At 58.9% G+C, this 22,045-nt stretch carries 16 protein-coding genes; 11 read left to right on the top strand and 5 right to left on the bottom strand.

Going from position 1 to position 22,045, the window contains the following annotated elements:
- Nucleotides 1–554: 554 nt before the first annotated feature.
- Together PSV43_RS25360 and PSV43_RS25365 are read left to right on the top strand one after the other, a co-directional pair.
- A complete protein-coding gene (locus tag PSV43_RS25360) occupies nt 555–3,917 on the top strand; it encodes an N-6 DNA methylase (RefSeq protein WP_300204378.1) in 3,363 nt (1,120 codons plus the stop codon).
- A gap of 73 nt (nt 3,918–3,990) precedes the next feature.
- Nucleotides 3,991–4,290 carry a hypothetical protein gene (locus tag PSV43_RS25365; RefSeq protein WP_300204381.1) on the top strand — a complete coding sequence of 100 codons (300 nt, stop codon included), beginning with the start codon at nt 3,991–3,993 and terminating at the stop codon, nt 4,288–4,290.
- Nucleotides 4,291–5,147: 857 nt separating this feature from the next.
- Here PSV43_RS25365 and PSV43_RS25370 read toward each other — a convergent pair.
- Together PSV43_RS25370 and PSV43_RS25375 are read right to left on the bottom strand one after the other, a co-directional pair.
- Nucleotides 5,148–5,501, bottom strand: coding sequence for a hypothetical protein (locus PSV43_RS25370; RefSeq protein WP_300204384.1), 354 nt, complete (start codon nt 5,499–5,501; stop codon nt 5,148–5,150).
- 444 nt (nt 5,502–5,945) lie between these two features.
- Entirely contained in the window at nt 5,946–6,386 is a 441-nt protein-coding gene (locus PSV43_RS25375) for a DUF5069 domain-containing protein (RefSeq protein ID WP_300204387.1), read from the bottom strand.
- A 488-nt stretch (nt 6,387–6,874) separates the two neighbouring features.
- Between PSV43_RS25375 and PSV43_RS25380 the strand changes: the two genes are divergently transcribed.
- Nucleotides 6,875–10,060, top strand: coding sequence for a PVC-type heme-binding CxxCH protein (locus PSV43_RS25380; protein ID WP_300204389.1), 3,186 nt, complete (start codon nt 6,875–6,877; stop codon nt 10,058–10,060).
- Here the strand turns inward: PSV43_RS25380 and PSV43_RS25385 are convergent, their stop codons facing one another.
- Entirely contained in the window at nt 10,061–10,780 is a 720-nt protein-coding gene (locus PSV43_RS25385) for a hypothetical protein (RefSeq protein WP_300204392.1), read from the bottom strand. It lies immediately after the preceding gene.
- Between the two features lie 103 nt (nt 10,781–10,883).
- On the opposite strand from PSV43_RS25385, the gene PSV43_RS25390 reads away from it, so the two are divergent.
- The 6 genes from PSV43_RS25390 (at nt 10,884) to PSV43_RS25415 (ending at nt 17,902) form a co-directional block, all read left to right on the top strand.
- Nucleotides 10,884–11,660, top strand: a complete 777-nt coding sequence (locus PSV43_RS25390; RefSeq protein ID WP_300204395.1) for an SDR family oxidoreductase — start codon at nt 10,884–10,886, stop codon at nt 11,658–11,660.
- Between the two features lie 69 nt (nt 11,661–11,729).
- Nucleotides 11,730–12,434, top strand: a complete 705-nt coding sequence (locus PSV43_RS25395) for a FadR/GntR family transcriptional regulator (RefSeq protein ID WP_300204397.1) — start codon at nt 11,730–11,732, stop codon at nt 12,432–12,434.
- Complete coding sequence (locus PSV43_RS25400; protein ID WP_300204400.1) at nt 12,431–15,781, top strand: DUF1553 domain-containing protein; 3,351 nt, start codon at nt 12,431–12,433, stop codon at nt 15,779–15,781. Before PSV43_RS25395 ends, PSV43_RS25400 begins: the two co-directional genes overlap by 4 nt.
- Nucleotides 15,782–15,788: 7 nt before the next feature.
- Complete coding sequence (locus PSV43_RS25405) at nt 15,789–17,240, top strand: DUF1501 domain-containing protein (protein ID WP_300204404.1); 1,452 nt, start codon at nt 15,789–15,791, stop codon at nt 17,238–17,240.
- 98 nt (nt 17,241–17,338) lie between these two features.
- Complete coding sequence (gene rpsP / locus PSV43_RS25410; RefSeq protein ID WP_300204408.1) at nt 17,339–17,590, top strand: 30S ribosomal protein S16; 252 nt, start codon at nt 17,339–17,341, stop codon at nt 17,588–17,590.
- Between the two features lie 9 nt (nt 17,591–17,599).
- Nucleotides 17,600–17,902: a KH domain-containing protein gene (locus PSV43_RS25415; RefSeq protein ID WP_300204411.1), complete on the top strand. Its 303-nt coding sequence runs from the start codon at nt 17,600–17,602 to the stop codon at nt 17,900–17,902.
- Nucleotides 17,903–17,909: 7 nt separating this feature from the next.
- On the opposite strand, the gene PSV43_RS25420 is transcribed toward PSV43_RS25415, so the two are convergent.
- Both PSV43_RS25420 and PSV43_RS25425 read right to left on the bottom strand, forming a co-directional pair.
- On the bottom strand, nt 17,910–18,287 hold the full coding sequence (locus PSV43_RS25420) for a CrcB family protein (protein WP_300204414.1): 378 nt from the start codon (nt 18,285–18,287) through the stop codon (nt 17,910–17,912).
- 19 nt (nt 18,288–18,306) lie between these two features.
- Nucleotides 18,307–19,587 carry an AI-2E family transporter gene (locus PSV43_RS25425; protein WP_300204417.1) on the bottom strand — a complete coding sequence of 427 codons (1,281 nt, stop codon included), beginning with the start codon at nt 19,585–19,587 and terminating at the stop codon, nt 18,307–18,309.
- Nucleotides 19,588–19,687: 100 nt separating this feature from the next.
- On the opposite strand from PSV43_RS25425, the gene PSV43_RS25430 reads away from it, so the two are divergent.
- On the top strand, nt 19,688–20,131 hold the full coding sequence (locus PSV43_RS25430; RefSeq protein WP_300204420.1) for a pyridoxamine 5'-phosphate oxidase family protein: 444 nt from the start codon (nt 19,688–19,690) through the stop codon (nt 20,129–20,131).
- Between the two features lie 253 nt (nt 20,132–20,384).
- Entirely contained in the window at nt 20,385–21,923 is a 1,539-nt protein-coding gene (locus PSV43_RS25435; protein WP_300204423.1) for a PhoH family protein, read from the top strand.
- The last annotated feature ends 122 nt before the right edge of the window (nt 21,924–22,045 follow it).

The following is a 22,045-nucleotide window of genomic DNA, read 5'->3' on the forward strand; positions in this document are numbered from 1 at the left end:
CATCGCCCCAGGCTCGCAAATACCCTCGCCATTCGCGTTGCAAGCACTTCGCTACTTGCCCTAGGCATGCGGCCATCCATAACGCGAAGGTAGGGCCAGTTGGGCCTCCAACCGCCGCCGAACGTCTCCCAGTTCCACTTCCTTCCGCATTCCAGCAGCGACGTCTTGGGCTCATCAGCGCCAACGGCGCGACTTACCGCAGCCCAGGACAACGCCCTGGGGACGCGAACAAAAAGCCGTGAGCCCTGAAAGGGCGAGCTAGCTCACGCTGGAGCCAAGAACCTCCAATCGCCACGCTTCACCATCAGCAGATCGGAAAGCCCGTAGGGCTGGCATCATCGTAGCCGTGGGTGCCAACCCACGGACCACGCATGCGTGCTAGTTTCCACTCCGTGGAACCGCGTAGCGGTGACACAATCCGTCCAGCCACCCAGCCGTCACCTTCATGCACTGATCATCCAAAAAAATCCCAGCCACCACTCCGCCAGCCTCCCCTCATCCTCCGTTTCCCTTGCCATCCGAATCATCCCCACCTTTGGTAAGCAAAACAACCCATGGCCGTCGAAACCAAGCCCCTTTTCAATCCCGAGCTCATCCGTCAGCAGGTGCACATCTTCACCCTGCCGGAGTCCATCGACGCAGCACGGCCACGCCTCCAGCATTGGGCTGACCTCATCTCATCCGGCAAGGCGGACACCTTCAAGGAAACCGCCCTCCTCCCTGAGTTCCTCTCCGACATCTTCGGCCAGCTCCTCGGTTACACCAGCCCTGCCGGTCCTGGAGACAGCTTCACCTTGCTGCGTGAAACCCATGTCGAGGTGGACGGCCAGTTCGCAGATGCCGCTCTCGGACGCTTCACCACCGAGACAAAAAAATTCATCGTCGCCGTCGAGGGCAAAGGCACGCGCGATCCGTTGGATCGCCCCTTTTCTGGCCGTCGCTTGTCCGCCGTGGAGCAGGCCTATCGCTACGCCATCAATCTTCCCTGTGACTGGATCATCGTCACCTCCATGCGGGAGACGCGGCTGTATCACAAAGGCTCCAACCAGCACACCTACGAGCGCTTTGAGACCACACGCCTCGCCAGCGATGCAGCATTGTTGAAGCGCTTCGTCTTCCTCCTCGGCGCGGAACGCGTCGTGCCTGCGCTGGGCGAGAGCCATCTCAATGCCTTGCTCCGTACGTCCGAGTCCGCCGGGCGTGAACTCACCAACAAATTCTACGCCCTCTACGCCGACATCCGCCAGGAAGTTTTCGGCCGTCTCCGCATCGCCAATGCTCAGGTGGAGCCACATGAAATCCTGCGCTGCACCCAGAAGCTGCTCGACCGCATTCTCTTCTGCTCCTTCTGCGAAGACCGCGTCCTGCTCCCGCCCAACACCGTACGCCACGCCTTCGAGCACAGCGATCCCTACAATCCCCGGCCCATCTGGGAAAACTTTCGCGGCCTCTTCCGCTCCGTCGATGTCGGCAATGCCGGACTGAAAATCCCCGCCTACAACGGTGGCCTCTTCGCGCATGACGCGGGCCTCGACACCCTCACCGTGCCGGATGAAGTCTGCGCGCTCTTCCGCGATCTCGCCGACTACGATTACCGTCCGGCCCGCGAGATGGCGGAGGCCTCAGACAGCCAGGAAATCCGTCCCGTCATCGACGTGGACATCCTCGGCCACATCTTCGAGCAGTCCATCACCGACCTCGAACGCCTCCGCCAGGACCTGGAGCGTGATGACAGCGTCATCGTCGATGACAAGCAGGCCAAGACACGCCGAAAAAAGGAAGGCGCGTTCTATACCCCCGCCTTTATCACCCGCTACATCGTTGAGCAAACACTCGGTGCCGTGCTGCGTGCTCGCTTTGAGGTGTTGCGCATCACCGAAGAAGCCGCCGCCACAGGCACGGCCAAAAAGACGCTCACCGATCCCAACGCCTACGATCTTCCCGCTCTCAATGAACCTCAGCGCAAAGCGCTCATCCGCTTCTGGGAGCAGTGGCAGGAGGTCCTGAAGACCCTACGCATTCTCGATCCCGCCTGCGGCAGCGGTGCCTTCCTCATCGAAGCCTTCGACCAGCTTCACGCCCACTACGAAGTGTCCAATGCACGACTGGAAGAACTGCGCGGCCACCGCACCCTCTTCGATCTCGACCGCCAGATCCTCCAGCACAACATCTACGGCGTCGATCTCAACGCCGAGGCCATTCAGATCTGCCAGCTCAGCCTCTGGATCAAAACCGCCGCCCATGGCAAGCGCCTAACCAGCCTCGATCACAGCATCCGCGAAGGCAACAGCGTCGTCAGCGACTCCTCCGTGCATCCCAAGGCCTTCGACTGGCAGTCCGCCTTCCCCGAAGTCTTCGCCCAGGGCGGCTTCGATGTCGTCGTGGGCAATCCGCCGTACGTGCGGCAGGAACTCCTCACACCCTACAAGCCCTGGCTCGAAGCGCACTACGCCAGCTACCACGGCATGGCGGATCTGTACGTGTACTTCTACGAACTCGGCCAGCGTCTGCTCAAGCCCGGCGGCCAGCTCTCCTACATCGTCACCAACAAATGGATGAAAGCCGGATACGGCGAGCCTTTGCGCCGCTTTTTCCGCGATCAGACCTGGATTCGCAGCGTCGTGGACTTCGGCCATGCCAAGCAAATCTTCGAAGAGGCCGATGTCTTCCCCTGCATCATCGTCGCCGAAAAACCCACCAGCGAAGAGAAGCCCAAAACCGCCCGCCTCTGCACCATCCCCCGCGAGCAGCTTCGCATCGACGATCTCAGCGTCCAGATCGAAAAAGAAGGCGCGGAGATGGATGTGTCCTCACTTGGCGCAGCGGAATGGCAGCTTGAATCAGGAGGAGTAATAGGACTGCTCAAGAAAATCCGAAGCACTGCAGTTTCGCTAACGAAATATGTCGGCAGCAAGCCAATCACAGGAATCAAGACTGGACTCAATGAGGCGTATCTATTTTCGACTGAGATTAAGAACCGTTTGATAAATGAAGACCCACGCTCGGCTGAACTCATCAAGCCGTTTTTCCGTGGGAGTGATGTCGGAAGATGGGTTAGTGAACCGAGTCCGGTTTGGATGTTGGTTCTCAAATCGAGTGCCGATGAAGCATGGCCATGGAGGAACGCTGGCCAAAATGCAGAGAATGTTTTCGCCTCTGAATATCCGGCGATCCATGCACATCTTAAATCCTTCGAGGAGGGCTTGCGGAAGCGTCAGGACCAAGGTCGTAACTGGTGGGAACTGCGTCCTTGCGCCTATTACGCACTCTTTGAGCAACCGAAAATCTACTTTCAACTTATACAGTTCCATCCGTGTTACTCTTTGGACCGAGTCGCTACTTACGGAAACAACAAGACTGGGTTTATCCCAACTGGAGACTTGTATCTTCTGGCCGTCTTGAACTCACCGCTCATGTGGTGGCACAACTGGCGGCATTTGCCGCACATGAAAGACGAAGCGCTCGCACCAAATCCCACAGTACTCGAATCCATTCCGATTGCACTGCCTTCGGATGCATTGCGTACCGCCGTCGAGACCGCCGTGAGCCGCCTCATCGACATCACCGCCAGCCAGCAGCAGACTCAGCACACCGTGCTCGACTGGCTGCGCGTGGAATACGCCATCGAGAAGCCCAGTCAGAAACTCGCAGCCCTGACCGAGCTCGATTCCGATGCCTTCATCGCCGAAGTGAAAAAGCTCCGTGGCAAAAGCCAGCCGCTCACCGCCGCCAGTCTCGCAGCCTTGCGTGCCGAGTACCTCCGCAGCATCGACCCCGCCCGCACTCTCGCCGCCGAAATGCTCCAGCTCGAACGCACCCTCAGCGACCTCATCAATCAAGCCTACGGCCTCACTCCCGAAGAAGTGCAGCTCATGTGGAACACCGCACCGCCACGGATGCCGTTTACTGAACCGTAAAAAGTGAATCTGCCGCAGCCTGGATGAAGCTGATTCGCATGATCCATCCAAACCTCTCACCAACTAACGCACCATGGGAATGCTACAAGACTTCATCTGCCCTGCCTGTGGGCTGGAGGGGCATGTCTCCGGTGGCGAGGACTGCGGCATGCTCGCGGCCACGACGACGATCTACTGTGAAACCTGCGAGACACTGCAAGATGCGTTGGTGGTAAAAAACCTCCTTTCAACTCCACCCCGCCGGTACAAGCCCAGGTGTGAACAAAGCAAGTCTCACCCTATCAAGATCTGGAACCGTAGCGAGAACTGCCCCCGCTGCGGCCAGGCCATTCTCAAAGTAGCCGAGAACGGGGTAGAAACGATGTGGGATTGAAAAACAATCCTGAACGTCCAGAATACTCTCCTTCGCGGCACCCGCGTCCGTCTCGGCAAACAGTTGGCGGGCATGTGTAGAGCCAGTGGAATTCCAGCCCTGTTCTCATCTGCGTCGTAGGTCCGGTTGACTTTCAGGGGAAGCCGGGCCGCCTCTCTTTTCAACTTGGCTCCTTGAGTTGAAGCCCCGCGTATTTCCCGCAACGAATAGAAGACCTCACCGTCAATTCAATCTCTGCCCCCTCCGCCTCTCAGCCCCTCTGCGGCAAAAACGAACGCCCCCAGCGCCATCGTCCATGCCCCCACAATCACAGCCTTAGCCGCTGTTTAAGAATCGGATCACAATCTTGTATCCGGCATTTTCTGCATGCCTTCATTAGCGTCAAATCAGCGTCAAATCAGCGGTTAAAAACTCTTCTCTCCGCCCCATTCATTTCCCCACAAAGAGGACCTCACCATCCCATTCAATCTCTGCCACCTCCGCCTCTCAGCCCCTCTGCGGCAAAAACAAACCACCCAGCGCCATCGCCCATGACCGGTCCTCCAAACATTTCACCACAGAGCGCACAGAAAAACACCAAGGAATGAACCCGAAAAAAAAATGGATGAATTGGCCCCTCTGTGCCCTCGGCATGGCCTCTGGGGTAGAAACAAAAAACGCTTACAATAATCTCATCGCTGAATCCGGCATTTTCTGAATGCCTTGATCAGCCTCTTATCAGCGTCAAATCAGCGGTTAAAAAAGTCCCGTTCCATTCACGACCCGGCACCAGCACTCATCAAGCAGTCGCGGTCACATTTTTTCTCACCTCTTTTTGCGTCTCTTTGCGGCCATCCCTCCGGCTCCCCTCCCTCGTCCTACATCAAAAAAATATCCGCCTCCGGATAAGTAGCCGCCGCCAGTGCAGCCCAGAGCGGATCACCGATCACAATAACCGCCGTCATCACCCCAAACGCCGGCAGCTGATGGCTCAACGGCAGATAGCGCACCCCAGACGGATCGTCCTCCATTTGCTTCTGGTTCGGCCGCGCCACATAAGCATACCCCTCTTGGTTCAGATGCCGTGCCAGCTCCATCACCTTCTCATCCGGCGCCGTGGCGACTCCCACCGAACCCGGCGCAACGATGAGGAAGTTCCGGAAAGACGACTGCGACTCAGCCTGCACACCACCAGCCGCACGCGCTGCAAAAACCTGAAGAGCCTGGATCATGGGAAGAGAAGAATTCATGGGAGTGAGAGGTTCGAATCACAAGCAGCCGACCGTCAGGATTCAGCATCAGTCTCTCATCGCGTTTCAGCAAAAATTGGCCGGGTCGAAACACCACCAAAAAATCCCAACCCAAAGCCCCCGCATCTTTTTCCACGCAAACCACCTCACGCAATCCCTGCCAAGATCACCGCCTTTCGGATATCAGACTTCAGGCCATTCCTCTGCCAATCCATTCCCTTGCCTATCTCAACACCTCCGCAACACCACAACCCCTCACTCACAGGCAAACACGAACCCTCACCATTTTTTCACCCTTTTCCCTTCTTTCGGCCATCCCTTCGCCTCAGTTCATCCTTCTTAATTTTTCATTCATCATTCCACACAAAAAAACCCCGCCTGCCTCACGGCAAACGGGGTTCTCAAACTCACTTCACCGCTTCGCGGTTACTTGATCTCCTGCGCCCAGAAAATGTGCCAGTCGTCCAAGTTGTTCAGATCCACCGCACCCGGGCTCACGCTACCGTCATCAGCCACACCATCCGCATCCAGAATCGTCTTCCGCGTCGCATCATCATGGATGTACCCCAAGATCGCCTGATTGTGCTTGTACAAATCACCCTTCGTCAGCTTCACTCCCGGCTGCGCCTTCACCCAGCTCTCAAGCTGCGGATAGCTCGGCTTCGTCGCGATGAACGTCTTGAACGTCTCAATGTTGATGCCCAGCGCATCCAGCGTCATCTGGTCATACCCGCAGCCGATGCCCGGATAATCAGCATGCAGTTTGCCAGCAGCAGCCAAAGAAGCCTTCTGCCACAGACGCGGAAGATGAAGAACACCGAGAGGACCGGCAATGCCGGAACTGATAAGAGGAACAATCTGACTCATGATAAGAATGTAGGTTGGATTTTCGGGACAAGCACTCGCAACAGCGAACACACCCGACTTTGATGGCTGCCCCGCGCAGCAGCAAGAACAAATGCATCCATCCACTTCTATCAGTGCACCTCCACGAAACGAGCAAGGAGCCCCACAAAAAAAACATCTGAATCACACCTCTGCGTCCGTCCATCCTCAGCGGTTTTCAAACTCTTCGGCCCTGAAATTTTTTCACCCTCTTTCCTCTCTTTCGGCCATTCCCTTCTGGAACTCCGGCCAAACCACCGTCAACAATCGTAAACCACCGTAAACTCCCCACCTCTGCTCCCTCTGCCTCACCGCCCCTCTGCGGCAAAATCGAACGTCCCATCCCCCACCGACGCCCCAGTTTCTCAGCCTTCACCACCCCGGCCACTCGATCCAATCTTGCAAGGCAGACGAAGCCCAACTTCAAACTTCAAACTTTAAACCTGAAACTTTCTCCTCAGGCCCCTTTCATGAAAAACCTCTGTCACCTCGCCCTCGCCGCACTGCTCGCCCTCCCCTGCGCCGCCGCTGAGGAAAAACCAGTCAAGGCGCCCAAGTCCGCGCCCATCAAATCCCCCCTCGAACTCCACCGCTGGTCCGGCACCCTCAACGTCCCCGATCCCGTCGCTGTCACCGCAGATCCCCAGGGCCGCATCTACATCTCCGCCACCACCCGCCGCAAAGTCGCCGACCTCGACATCCGCGAGCACACCCAGTGGATCCCCGATGACGTCGCCCTCACCAGCGTCGAAGAAAAAGAAGCCTTCCTCAAACGCGAGCTCGCCCCCGGCAAAACCCGCCTCCCACGCGGCTCCCTCGCCGACCACAACAAAGACGGCTCCATCGACTGGAAAGACCTCACCGTACACAGCGAGCGCATCTACCAGCTCCGCGACACCGACCACGACGGCACCGCCGACAAACTCACCGTCTTCGCCGAAGGCTTCAACAGCGTCGTCACCGGCATCGCCGCCGGCATCCTCTATCACGACGGCTGGGTCTACGTCACTGTCGCCCCCGACCTCATCCGCCTCCGCGACACCAACGACGACGGCGTCGCCGACGAACGCGAAATCGTCGCCCACGGCTTCGGCATCCACATCGCCTACGCCGGCCACGACATGCACGGCCCCCGCATCGGCCCCGACGGCCGCATCTACTGGAGCATCGGCGACAAAGGCGTCAACGTCACCAGCAAGGAAGGCAAACACTTCGACTACCCCCACGAAGGCTGCGTCCTCCGCTGCGAGCCCGACGGCACCCAGTTCGAAGTCTTCGCCCACGGCCTCCGCAACGTGCAGGAAATCGCCTTCGACAACTACGGCAACATGTTCGGCGTGGACAACGACGCCGACATGCCCGGCGAGCGCGAACGTTTCGTTTACATCACCGAGCGCAGCGACTCCGGCTGGCGCTGCAGCCATCAGTATCAAAAATCCGCCAGCCGCTGGATGCGCGACGGCATCTGGCAGCCCGCCCATCCCGGCCAGCCCCTCTTCATCACACCACCGCTCGCCAACTACTCCAACGGCCCCGCCGGATTCATCCACGAACCCGGCACCGCCCTCGGCGCATCATTGCGCGGCCACTTCATCCTCGACCAGTTCCCCTCCGGCCAGATGACTGCCTTCCAGATCGTCCCCTCCGGCAGCACCTTCAAGATGCAAAACGAGCGCCTCATCCACAGCGGTCTCATGGGCATCGGCCTCGCCATGGCCCCCACCGGCGAGCTCATCATCGCCGACTGGGACGGCGGCTACCCCCTCGATCAAAAAGGCGCCATCTGGTTCGCCGACGACCCCACCGGCAAAAACAGCACCGAGCGCCAGGAAACCCAAAAACTCCTCAACTCCGACAACCTCGACGCCACCCACCTCGCCAATCCCGACCAACGCGTCCGCCTCCACGCCCAATTCACCCTTGTCAAAAAAGGTGATTACACCCTGCTGCAAAAAACAGCACACGACAAAAAGGCAAACCAACTCGCCCGCATCCACGCCATCTGGGGTCTCGGCCAGGGCATGCGCGCAAAAAAGGTCGAAGCCACCTCTCTGACCCCGCTTCTTGCCGAATCCGACACAGAGATCGTCACAAATGTCCTCAAAATACTCGGCGATATCAAGACCTCCGGCACCCCTCTCGTCCCCCTCCTCACCCATCCCTCCCAGCGCGTCCGCTTCCACGCCGCCATAGCCCTCGGCAAGCTCGAAGAACCCACCGCAGTCCAAGCCTTGCTCAAGCTTGCCACCAAGGAAAGCGCCGATCCCTACATGCGCCACGCCATCGTCACCGGCCTCGCCGGCTGCGCCGACGAAGCCACCCTCGCCAAGCACCTGAACGACAAACAGTCCCTCTGCTGCCTCCTTGCGCTCGCCCGCCAAAATTCGCCACTCGTTGCCAATTTCCTCACAAATCCAACCCTCGCCCCCGAAGCCGAACGCGCCATCTACGACGACGTCGGCATCCCAGCAGCCCTCCCCGCCCTCACCCAGCGCCCCACCAGCCGCGGCCTAAACGCCTGCCTCCGCCTCGGCATCGCCGAACCCATCATCAAAGCCGCATTGCAGCGCACCCCGTTGCAAGCAGAAGCACTCGACACCCTCCTCACCTTCACCCATCCCCCACGTCTCGATCGCATTGACGGCACGGCCCACGAAAACTCGCCACGCGATGCCAAAGCCTTCGCCGATTTGCTACAACCGAACCTCGACGCCCTCCTCGCCATCCAAGACGGCGAACTCAAAGCCAAAGCCGTCGAACTCCTCACTCAGCTTCAGTTGCAAGTCCCTGCAAGCGTACTGCAGCAGATCATCTCCGATACATCCGCACGCAGCACCCTGCGCGCCGAAGCACTGAAACTCATGGCATCGCAGCACGCTGCCACCCCCGAGTTCGCCGCCACCCTCGATCTCTCCCTCGCCAAAACCTCCCCCCCCGAGCTCCGCCGCGAAGCCCTGCACCAGCTCTTCACCCACCAGCCCGACCGCGCCATCACCGAAGCAGCCGCCCTTCTTGCAAAAAGTGACACAACCACGCAGCAGCTTGCACTTTCACTCCTCGCCACGTCCAAAGACGACACCGTCATCACCCACTGGCTCGATCTTCTCATCGAAAACAAAGCCCCCGCCTCCATCCAACTCGACATCCTCGAAGCCGCCTCAACTCGGGAAGCTTTGAAACCCAAACTCGCCACCTTGCAGCTCAATTCCACTGAGCTCCTCGAAGGTGGAGACGCCACCCGTGGCAAAGACATCGTCACCAACAACATCGCCGCCAACTGCATCGCCTGCCACACCATCGAAGCCAAGGAAGGCAGCCAGGTCGGCCCCAACCTCAAAACCATCGGCAGCCAAAAAGACCGCAAATACATCCTCGAATCCCTCCTCAATCCCCTCGCCCAGATCGCCCCCGGCTTCGGCCTCGTCTCTCTCACCACCAAAGACGGCAAGGCAATATCCGCCGTTTTAGAGAAAGAAGACGCAAAACAAGTCACTTTGCGACTCCCTGATGGCAAAACCCAAACCTTCCCTCGCGCTCAAATCGCCACCATCACCCCGCCCATGACCATCATGCCCCCCATGCTCGGCATCCTCACCAAGCCGCAAATTCGTGACGTGGTAGCGTATCTGGCTGCATTGAAAGGCAAGAAGAAGTAATCACATCGGCCCTGGCGGCAGTTCACGTTCAGCGGGGATGAGGACGGCTGCGGGCGGAGGGTTGCTACCCTTGCCCAGGCGTCCACTGTACAGGTCGATTGCACGCTTCGCGATGATGTCTATCACTGCGGGCTGGAGCGTGCGGGCGGCGACATTGGAGACGGCCATACCCGCCCACATGATGGGCGATTTGAACCTCAGCACCTGCCAGTAGGGCAGCAGGCGTTTGTACCATTTGTTCGCCGTCTGCATTCTCTCATGATTGGCGATCTTGTGGGTCATTTCCCAGGTTTTCAACGCGGTGCTAGCACTGACATCCACAAGACGGCCAATGGAGCGAGTTTGCAAAAAATCCGCCACATCCATCGCGGCGAGATGCACGGCGCGGGAGAACTGGCTGAGGCCGGGGGCGAGCATGGCCTCCTGTTTGCCGGGGTGGTAGATGGCTGCAATCTCGCGCACGAGCTTCGGCACTTCGTCCACGAGAGGTGGCAGCCACTCGGGATTGAGATTTTTTTGCCAGCGCAGGCGGTTTTTGCAGGCTTCGACGGCTTCCTGGGCTTTTTCGTCCGCCAGACCGCACTCAGGGTACACATAACTGGCGAGCGCATGCCGTGCGGCGCGCAGATCGGCGGCGAAGCGCAGCAGCTTCCAGATCACAATCGACGCCGCGCCGATTAGGACGCCGGCAAGGAAGGTGAGAATGTGGCCCCAAGGCATGTGTGTACGGAAGAGCACCGCAGGCAGGGTGTCAAGATGACGAAAGTGATGAGACAGCCTGCTTGCGGCGGCGGGATGACACGCCATAGATGCGCTTCTCACCATGTCCTCCATCTTCGAACTCTTCTCTCTTCAAGGCAAAACCGCCGTCGTGATCGGCGGCACCGGCGAACTCTGCGGCGCCATCGCCGAAGGCTATGCATCTGCGGGTGCGGAAGTCGTGCTCGTCGGGCGCGATCAGACCAAGGCTGACAAGCGCCTGGAGACCATTCAAGCCGCAGGCGGACAGGCCTACTTTGTTTCCGCAGACGCCAGCCGCAAAGCCGACCTGCAAATCCTGCTTGATCAGGTTCTCGAACGTTCCGGCGGTTGCGACATCCTGATCAATGGTGCGGGCGTGAATTCTGCAACGCCGTTCCTCGATATTCCAGAAGATGAATACGACAGGATCATGAACATCAACACCAAGGGCGTGTTCCTCGCCTGCCAGGTGTTTGGCAAATACTTCGTGGATAACAAAATCCCGGCCTCCATCATCAATCTCGGCTCCATGTCCGGCCTGCTGCCGTTGAGCCGCGTGTTCACCTATTCCATGTCCAAGGGCGCGGTGCACAATCTCAGCAAAAATCTCGCCCGCGAATGGGCACCTCTTGGAATCCGTGTGAATACCTTGGTTCCCGGCTTCTTCCCTGCGGAGCAGAACAAGAAAGTGCTCACGCCTGACCGCGTTGCCAAGATCATGGGCCACACGCCGATGAACCGCTTTGGTGAGGCCAAGGAACTCGTCGCCGCAGCCCTGCTGCTCGCGGGTGATGGCAGCTCATTCATCACCGGCCATGAGATGGTGGTGGATGGTGGGTATTCGTCGCAGACGATCTGAGATTTGAAACCCTCGCGATAGAATCGCAAAATTCGACGCGTTTAGGCCAGTGGTAAGACCTCTAACCACATGGCTTTTTCATCCATCAAACCGCAGCGCAGCCTCGTCGAAGAGGTTTGCGCACGTATCGCCGCCGAAATCCGTGACGAAACTAGTGACGGCGATGGCTGGCTGCCGCCGGAGCGTGATCTGGCGCTGAAACTCGGTGTGAGCCGTCCCGTCGTGCGGGAGGCGACGAAGCGGCTGGAGTTGCAAGGGCTGCTGGAAGTGAAGCATGGCGTCGGCACGAAGGTCGTGGACAAGCTGCACAAGCCGCTGAACGGGTCGCTGGCGCTGCTGATTCCGGATGACAAAGAGCGGCTGCGGCAGCTCATTCAGGTGCGGTTCATGCTGGAGCCGGAGAATGCAAGGCTCGCTGCTGAAAACGCCACGCCCGTGCAGATTCGCAGGCTGCGCGCGGCTTTGCAGGAGCTGGCGGAGACGCAGGATTTTGAGACTGCGGTAGAGGCAGACATGATGTTTCATCGCCAACTCGCGGCGGCTTCGGGGAACCAGATTGCCTCGCTGCTGCTGCATTCTCTTTCCGAATTGATACAAACGAGTCTGAAGCATGGTTATAGCCGGACCTCGACGGACAATGCGGCGCGACAGCATGCTGCGGTGCTGAACGCCATTGAGAAACGAGACCCCGCCGCCGCAGCGAAAGCGATGCGCGAGCACCTGATCACCGCAGAGGCCGATCTGGCCCTGCCGAAAGCCAAGAAATCAGCATGAAATCACTCTTCTATTTTTTATTTGCTCTCGCGAGTAGCAGCGCCCTCGCTGCCGAACCTGATGCGGCCAAGCTGTTTCATGAGCAGGTGGCGCCGATCCTGGTGAAGAACTGCGTGGAATGCCATAACGACGTGACGACGAAGGGCGGTCTAAACATGGGCACGCTGGCCGATGTGCTCAAAGGCGGTGACGACGGCCCGGCGCTAGTTCCGGGCAATGCAGCCGAGTCATCGCTCTATACGATGATCGTGCCGGAAGCGGCGGGTGATAAGGCAGAGATGCCGAAGAAGAAGCCATCTCTTTCCACGGCCGAAACCGATCTGATTAAGCGCTGGATCGAAATGGGCGCGGCGTGGCCGCAGGAGATCGTCCTCAAGGAGAAATCGAAGGGCGATGTCACTCACTGGTCGCTGCTGCCACTGAAGGCCGCGCCGCATGGTTCGATTGATACGTTTATCAGCGCGAAGCTGAAGGAGAAAAGCCTCGCGATGAATCCACCTGCGGATGCCCGCACATTCATCCGCCGCGCCAGTTTTGATCTGATCGGCCTCCCCCCGACCCCTGAAGAAGCCGCAGCCTTCGAAAAAGAATTCGTCCAGGATCCGGCATCCAGCATCAAGCATCTAGTGGACCGCCTGATGGCATCGCCACGCTACGGCGAGCGCTGGGCGCGGCACTGGCTGGATGTGGTGCGGTTTGCGGAAAGCCATGGATTTGAAATGAACCGCACAAGGCCGAATGCGTGGCCGTACCGTGACTACGTCATTCATGCGTTTAATGAGGACAAGCCGTATGACCAATTTGTGCGTGAGCAGATCGCGGGCGATCTGCTTGGAGCGGATGAAGGGACGGGGTTTCTCGTCGCGGGCTCTTGGGATCAGGTAAAGGGCCAGGACCCGGTGCTGCGGGCGAACCAACGGGCGGATGAAATGCATGATCTCGTCAGCACCACGGGCAGCACCTTTCTCGGGCTCACGATTGGCTGCGCGCGCTGCCATGATCACAAGTTTGATCCCATTTTGCAGACGGACTACTATCGCGTGAGAGCCATCTTTGAAGGCGTGCAGCATGCAGAGCGTGAACTGCGTCCGGCGGATGTTGAACAACGCCAGAAGCAGGCAGAAGGCGTGCGGACGGAGATCGCGGCGATGGATGCAGCACTCGCACGCTTCCAACCACGTGCCCAACTTACACGGCGTGTGCTGGTGGATGATGATTTGCCTCCGCCGACGAAGCCCGATGCCATTGGCTGCGTGCAGATCGAACAGCCCACGAATGGCAAGCCGATCGAATACTCTCCGGGCACCGAATTGGGACAGGCGGCAGATCCGGGTGATTCGACACGCCTGCCCAATTTTGGCGAAAGCTATCGATACTGGAAGGCGGAGAAGGATGCGGCGGCACAGGATTTCTTTTCGTGGAATCCGCGTGTTTCGGGCAAACAGCGTATCTGGCTGTCTTGGGCGGCGTGGACCACGCATGCGAAGGATGCGCGCTACATTCTCGATGTGGATGGCGATGCGAATACGAAGGGCGACCAGCAGGAGATTACCAGTGTGAATCAGAGCCAATTTGCCGATGGCAGCGGTGCGATTCCCGGGCAGAAGCGCTGGAGCGGTTTCAAGTATGCTGGAACGTATGCGCTGACGAAGGATTCCATCCTTATCCTGCGCAGCGGCAAACTCGGCGGACCTACTGTTGCGGATGCGGTATTGTTTGAAGAGGCAGACGGCGCTCAACCTTCATCACAGCCTCATTTGAGAGCACCAGTGACGCATCTGGCGAACCGCGAGAGCTTTGACGCGGTGAAGGCTCGGTTTGTCCGCTTCACGATCCATGCGACGATTGGCGGGCAGCCGTGCATCGATGAGTTGGAGGTGTTTTCGAATGGGAAGCAGCCACACAATGTGGCGCTGGCGAAGAACGGCGCGAAGGTGACGGCTTCGGATGTTTTCAGCGACGGCACGATTCCGATTCATCAGATCGCGCATGCGAACGACGGTCTGTATGGCAATGCGAAAAGCTGGATTTCAAAGAATGCAGGCAAGGGCTGGCTGCAGATCGAATTGCCGCGTGAGGAAAGCATTAGCAGCGTGGTGTGGAGCCGGGATCGCGGTGAAAAGAAGGGCAAGGTCTATGAAGATCGTCTCGCCACGGATTACGTGATTGAGACTTCGCTTGATGGAAAGGTGTGGCAAGCGGTGGCGGCATCAGTGGACAGGCTGGTCGTGGAGTATCGGGATCGTATTCGCGACATTCCAACCTTGAGCGGTGTCTCGGCTGAGAATGCCGCTGATGTGAAGCGGCAAAGCGAAAGCCGTGCCGTGTTGCAGCGTAGGCTGAAGGAGCTGACCACCTTCCCAATGGCCTATCTCGGCAGGTTTGAGCAGCCGGGGCCGACCTTCCGACTGCAACGCGGTGACCCGCTGACGCCGCAGGAGGAAATCACTCCGGGGGCGCTGGCTCAGTTCGGTGTGAAACTGGACCTGCCCAAAGACACTCCGGAAGCCGAACGGCGCATGGCTTTGGCGAAGTGGCTGGCCGATCCGCAGAATCCGCTCACGGCACGGGTGATGGTGAACCGCCTCTGGCATTATCATTTCGGCACGGGCATCGTCGATACGCCGAGCGATCTTGGCTTCAATGGTGGCAAGCCGTCGCACCCTGAACTGCTCGACTGGCTGGCTGCGCAGTTCATGCAGCACGGGTGGAGCATGAAGGAGATGCACCGGCTCATCATGAACTCAGCGGCTTACAGGCAGTCGAGCACGGCCAATGACACCGGCATGCTGGCGGATTCGGGGGCGCGGTTTCTGTGGCGCTTCCCCACGCGGCGGCTCGAAGCGGAGCCATTGCGGGACACGATCCTCGCTGTGAGCGGCGTGTTGGATCTGACGATGGGCGGACCGGGATTCGATCTGTTTGTAGCAAATGACAACTACGTGAAGGTGTATCAATCGAAGCAGGAATTTGGGCCTGACACTTTCCGACGCATGGTTTACCAAAGCAAGCCACGCGTGCAGCTTGATGACACGTTTGGGGCGTTCGATGTGCCGGATGCGGGGCAGATCGCCCCACGCCGCACCTCGAGCACGACGCCGTTGCAGGCGCTTAATTTTCTGAACAGCACGTTTGCGATGCAGCAGAGCGAGCTGCTGGCCGCACGGCTTGAAAAGGAGGCAGGCAAGACTGCTGCGGCACAGGTGAAACGCGCGTTTCAACTGGCCTACCAGCGCGATCCGAATGCGGACGAAATGGCTGCTTCCACGCAGCTCATTTCACAGCACGGGCTGGCGATGTTCTGCCGCGCGCTGTTCAACACGAGCGAGTTCATGACCCTGTATTGATTCTGTTATGCAAAACCATCTTCTTTCCCGTCGGAATTTTCTCAATCAAGGCGTCAGCGGACTGGGCAGCATTGCTTTGAGCTCGCTGCTGGCGCAGAAGGGCCTGCTGGCGAATGACCCCATTCGTCCGCTGATTGATCCTGCGCATCCGTACGCGCCACGCGCGCCGCATTTTGAGCCGCGTGCGAAGAATGTGATCGTGGTTTTCTGCTCCGGGGCCATGAGCCATGTGGATACGTTTGATTACAAGCCGGAGCTGGTGAAGCGGCATGGCATGCCGCTGCCGGGCGCGGCGGATTTGATCACCTTCCAGGGGGCGCAGGGGAATCTGGTGAAGCCGCTGTGGGAGTTCAAGCCACGCGGACAAAGCGGCAAGATGATCAGCGATCTGCTGCCAAACATCGCCGAGCTGGCGGATGACATGTGCTTCATCCATTCGATGACGGCCAAGTCGAACACGCACGGCCCGGCGGAGAACCAGATGAGCACGGGGTTCATTCTAGACGGCTTCCCCGGCATCGGTTCCTGGGTGACTTATGCGCTGGGCTCGGAGTGCGATGACATGCCGGCCTTTGTTGCGATTCCCGATCCGCGCGGTGTGCCGCAGATCGGCCCACGACACTGGAACTCGGCGTTTTTGCCAGCGGCCTTTCAAGGCACGGCCTTTAATGCGAGCAAGCCGATCCCCAATCTGATCCGCCCTGCCAGTGTGAGTGAGGCGGCAGACCGTGACACGCGTGCTTTTGTGAATTTGCTCAATCAGAGGCAGGCACAGGAGCATCCGGCGGACAGCGATCTGGCGGCGCGGATTTCGTCCTATGAACTCGCGGCGCGGATGCAGATCGCGGCGTCGGAGGTCGGCAACATGGCTGACGAGAGCAAGGCAACACTGGATCTCTATGGCGTGAATGACAGCAACGAGACGAAGGCTGGCTTCGCGAAGAACTGCCTGCTGGCGCGGCGGCTGATCGAGCGCGGGGTGCGGTTTGTGCAGCTTTTCAACGGCTCCTACGCCATGGGCGAGGGCGTGGGGAACTGGGACGGGCACAAAACGATTGAGAAGCAGTATTCGGTGCATGCTCCGATTCTCGACCAGCCGGTGGCGGGAATGCTGAAGGATCTGAAAGCCCGGGGACTGCTGCAGGACACGCTGGTGGCCTTTGTGACGGAGTTTGGGCGCATGCCGACCTTCCAGAAGGGGGCGAATGGCCGTGACCACAATCCGAAGGGCTTCACGGTGTGGCTGGCGGGGGCCGGGGTGAAAAAGGCTTTCAGCTACGGGGCGACGGACGAATTTGGCTACAAAGCGGCTGAGCAAGTGAGCACCATTTATGACCTGCATGCCACGATTTTGCACCTGCTGGGAATCGACCACGAGCGTCTGAGCTACTATAATAACGGCATCGAACGGAGGCTAACGGACGTCCACGGGCACGTGCTCAAAGACGTGCTGTCGTGACCCCGCTTGAGAATGAGGGGGAAAAAGAGTTTGATTTCCTTCTCAAAGTCTCCACCGTGCGCCTCCCCAAAACCTGACCCCATTCCCGTACCCGTATCATGGCAGTTGTCATCCGTCTCCGTCAAGAAGGCCAAAAAGGCCGTCCAGTCTTCCGTATCGTTGCGGCTGACCAACGCTTTCCAAAAGAAGGCCGTTTCCTCGAAATCCTCGGTACCTATGATCCTCAAAAGGGCGTCAAAGGTGCAACCGTGAAACTCGATCGCGTCAATGCTTGGATCTCCCAAGGAGCCAAGCCCTCTGACACTGTGAAGAGCCTCATCAAGCACGCCGCAGCAGCCGTTCCGGCATAATAAGCTGCCATGGACGCGCCGGAAGCCCTCCGCGAGTTCCTATCCTACGTGGTGGCGAATCTGATCGACCACCCGCAGCAGGCGACCATTGCGATCGGCACCAATATCAATGGTGCCGTCGCTTATCGTGTACAGCTAGCGCCGGAAGATGTGCGTCATGTCATTGGCAAAAATGGCATGACCATCAGCGCGATCCGCTCCCTGCTCAACACAGCGGCTGCAAAGCACGGGATCAAAATTTCCCTCAAAGTGGGGTCCTCACAAGAAGAGGATGCGGAAGCCGCCACAGCGGTGCCGCAAGATGAAGCGTGAGCTAATCTCACGCCACTCTGCTGCCAGCCCACCAGCCGATGGCTGCGGCGGTGATACCCAGCAGGATGCTGCCAATGGCATTGAACAGAGCAAGCCAGGAATGCTGATTTAAAAGCAGCAGCCATGAGTCATTCGCCAGCGTGGAAAAAGTCGTGTAGCCACCCAGCACACCCGTGGCGGCAAACAGCCATGGCCCTGAGCTTTTTTCCTTCATGGCAGGCAAGGCAAAAAGGAAGCCCAGAATAAAACTGCCGAGGATATTTGCGACGAGCACGCCCCACGGAAAGACGGCTTTCGGCAGCAGACGCGCCATGCCGAGTACGGTGCCATACCGCATCACCGAACCGAAGCCCCCACCTAGAAAGACCAGCAGGAGATTTTTCATACGGGATTGCAATTTGTGATCACGCCGTCACCTCCTCACGTCTGGAGCCACCGATCGTCTGCGGCGCGATGCGCGCACGCCACACGTAGCGCTGGAACAAAACTTTGACCGAGGCTGTGAGCGGCACCGCCAAGATGGCACCGAGCAGGCCGCCCAGCAGCAGCCCCCAGACGAGGACCGAGGCGATCACCGTCATTGGGTGCAGCCCTACGGCTTCACCCACGATGCGCGGGGTAATAAACAAGGCGTCAACCTGCTGCACCAAGGCGAAGACACCGGTGACGACCAGCGGCATGACCCACCAAGGATCCGCCGAAATCCACGCACTGCCCCCCTGCACCGAGGCGATGATCACTGCCGGAATCCAGCACAGGACGATGCCCAAATACGGAATGATGCCCGCCAGGCAAAGCGCCAGACCAATGAGCAGGCCAAAGTCCAGCCCCACGATCATCAGCCCGATGCCGGTGGCGATGCCATTGATCAAACTGACAAAAAGCTGGCCACGGAAGAAGGCCACGAGGTAGCTATTGATCTCGTTCAGGCAGCTTACCAACTCGTCTTTGAAGGCCGAGGCGCGCAGAGGCAGGTAATCTGACCACCGCTCCTGAATATTGGAGCTCTCGATCAGGAAATAATAGAGGTACAAAGGCACGATGATGAAGGAGAGCAAAAAACCAAAGATACCGAGGAAACCGCCCACACTGGTTCGGAGGAACGTCCAGACGATGCCCGGAACCTTGGGCAGCGTCGTCTTCACCCACTCACCACTGAGCAGGGCCTGAAAGTCCGCGTCGGGTCCTTCGCCGACCTCTTTGATTGCCACTGGGGCTGGCGACGGCGTTTCAGATGAAGGCGCAGAAGCCGCCTGTGGCTCTGCTTGGAGCGGCAGCTTGATGCCGTAGTCCTTTTCGATCTTTGCTGAGAAACCGATCACCGCCTTTTGCGCCTTCGTAAAATAGACCGGCACGCGGTCTGCCAGATGGTGCGCAGGGTCATCCAGCTTCACCACAATCCACCAGCCCAGACCACTGATGGCCATTATAAACACCCCAAACGCCAGCAGCACGGAACGCTGCCGGTTCAGGCCTCGCCGCTCCAGCCAGTGCACCCCGGGCTCCAGCAGGTAGGCCAGCACACCTGCCACGGCAAAGGGCACCAGAATGGGCTGCAGAAAGGCCATCACCTGCGTCGCCAGATAGATCAGCCCGATGGCCAGCGCGCCAACGACGGTGATGGATACGGCAGTTATGGCAGTCCATAACGCACTGCGCTGAAAGGCGGTGGGAAAGTTCTTCATCGGGAGAATGGTGCGCAGCCTAGCCAGTCGCCGTAGTTTGGGTACTGCAAAGATGCCCGCAAATTGGACAGCCCGGACTCAAGAGGTATCGTCTTCCACCATGTCCCGCCCTCTGCCCCAGCCTGTTGATCCCGCCGAACTCCCACAACTCGCGCAGGCCACCATGCGTGCTGCGAAGTTTCCCATGCTGGCAACGGTGGATGGCGATCAGCCGCGGTTGCGCCCAGTCTCCCCGGTGCGCACGGATGGCTTCACGGTTTATGTCGCCAATCTGCGCCGGTATGGCAAGACGCACGAACTGGAGGTCAATCCCAAGGCCGAGCTTTGCTACAAGGACGACCAGGATAATCAGGTGCGCATCACGGCCACTGCCGAGATCGTTACCGAGCGCGCTCTCTTGGAAGAAATCTGGAACTCGAATCCCTTGCTGCGCGCCTACCTCGGCAGCATCGACAATCCGGAGTTGATCATCTACCGCTTCCTTCCCAATCGGGTGCGCTACATGCGTGAGTGGGCCTTGGAGTATTTTGAAGTGCCTTTTTGAGGGTATTCATCAATTACCTGTCCGTTTGGCCTGAGCTGTGCGTTGCAAGTTGATCGGGGTGAAATGTGAATAAGCTTCGCTTTTGTGAATAACTTCTTGCCACTAACTCCGCGTTCTGACACTCTCCGGCAATTACCGTGATTCATTCTATTAATCACATTTCGGGATCGGTACGTTTGGCTCTCCCCGGCGCCAACGAAAAACTGTCCCTGCCTTTTTCAACGCAGGCAACCACTACACCCACTAAACTACCATGGACCGTGACGACCACTCAGCATCGGTAATCTCCTCCGTTAGCACCACCCGCGCTTCCGACCTTGGTCCTGTATCTCCATCCGCCACCCCCTCCCGCCGCCGCAAAACGGGTCCCGTCACTGCCACCAAGACCTTCGTTCTCGACACCAACGTCCTGCTGCACGACCCAGCCTGTATCCACCGCTTTGCTGAAAATCACATCTGCATTCCGGTCGATGTGCTGAGCGAACTGGACCGCTTTAAGAATGAGATGACAGAGCGCGGTGCCAATGCCCGCGAAGTGCATCGGGCGCTGATGAAGATTTTCTCCAACAAAGGTGCCTCGGTCACCACGGGTGTCCCGACCGACGGCGGCGGCAGCATCCGCGTCGCAGTCTATGATCCTGCAGAAGCCCGCAAGCACCCCAGCGTGCAGGGATTTGAGCGTATTTTTCACGATCTGGACAAAGCCGACCACCGCATCCTGGCCTGCACACTCTGGCTGAGCGAGCAGGTTTCGCCGCCGGTCATCCTCGTCAGCAAAGACCTCAACATGCAGCTCAAGGCGCGTGCCGTGGGCATTGAGTGCGAAGATTACCTCCATGACAAAGTGGAGCCGCGGGAGGTCGCGAATTTTGACATCGCCCGCGTCGAGGTGAGCCCGCATGAGTTGCAGCGCTTTGCCAGCAGCGGCCTCCTCCCTATGCCGGAAAGCCGCACCATTGGCATGGTCGTCAATGACTACGCCCTGCTCTCTGCCGGGGACAAAGCCACCATGCCCGCGAAGCTCAGTGCAAACGGCGAGTTTGTGCGTCTGCACCATACGCCGGAGTCGATCAAGGTTGGTCAGGGCCGCGCCATCAAGCCGATGAATCTCGGGCAGGCCTGCTTTCTGGATGCACTGCTCGATCCCGAGATCAGCCTCGTCACCTGCTACGGCCAGGCGGGAACGGGCAAGACCCTGCTCGCCGTCGCAGCCGCTTTGCAGCAGGTGTTTAACCGTACCTACCACGGTGTCACCGTGAGCCGCCCCATCGTTGCGATGGGGCAGACTGTCGGCTTCCTGCCGGGATCCTTGCAGGAAAAAATGCGCCCTTGGCTGCAGCCGGTGTATGACGCCCTTGATCTCCTGATGCGGCCCATGGAGGGCGTGCAACAGGGCCCGGCGCGGAAGAAGAACCGCTTCATGCCCGAGCCGCAGCAGCAGATGGCCGCGCCAGCCGCGCCGTATGACACGCTCATTCAGCAGGGCGTCATCGAAATCGAAGCGCTATGCTACATCCGTGGTCGCAGCATCCCTGATCGCTTTTTCATCCTGGATGAAGCACAGCAGCTCACGCCGCTGGAGGCCAAGACCATCGTCACCCGCATGTCTCGCGGCTCCAAGCTCGTCCTCGTCGGTGACCCGGCGCAGATCGACAATCCCTACGTGGACAGCCGCAGCAACGGGCTTGTGTACACGCGCCAGCGCATGCGCGGCCAGACTTTCGCTGCGCACGTTCCCTTGGTCAAAGGTGAACGCAGTCCGCTGGCGGAGGCGGCCGCACGGTTGCTGTAACCTCTATTCGTTGCAGAAAATCGCGCTTAAAAAATTCCTCTGATTATTTTTGAAATGGAATGAGTGTCGCGTCGTTTAAGACGCTACGCGGGGTTGGGCATCCCAAAATCCCGCGCGCAATA

The sequence above is a fragment of the Prosthecobacter sp. genome (assembly GCF_029946185.1).
In the GTDB taxonomy this organism is placed as follows: Bacteria; Verrucomicrobiota; Verrucomicrobiia; order Verrucomicrobiales; family Verrucomicrobiaceae; genus Prosthecobacter.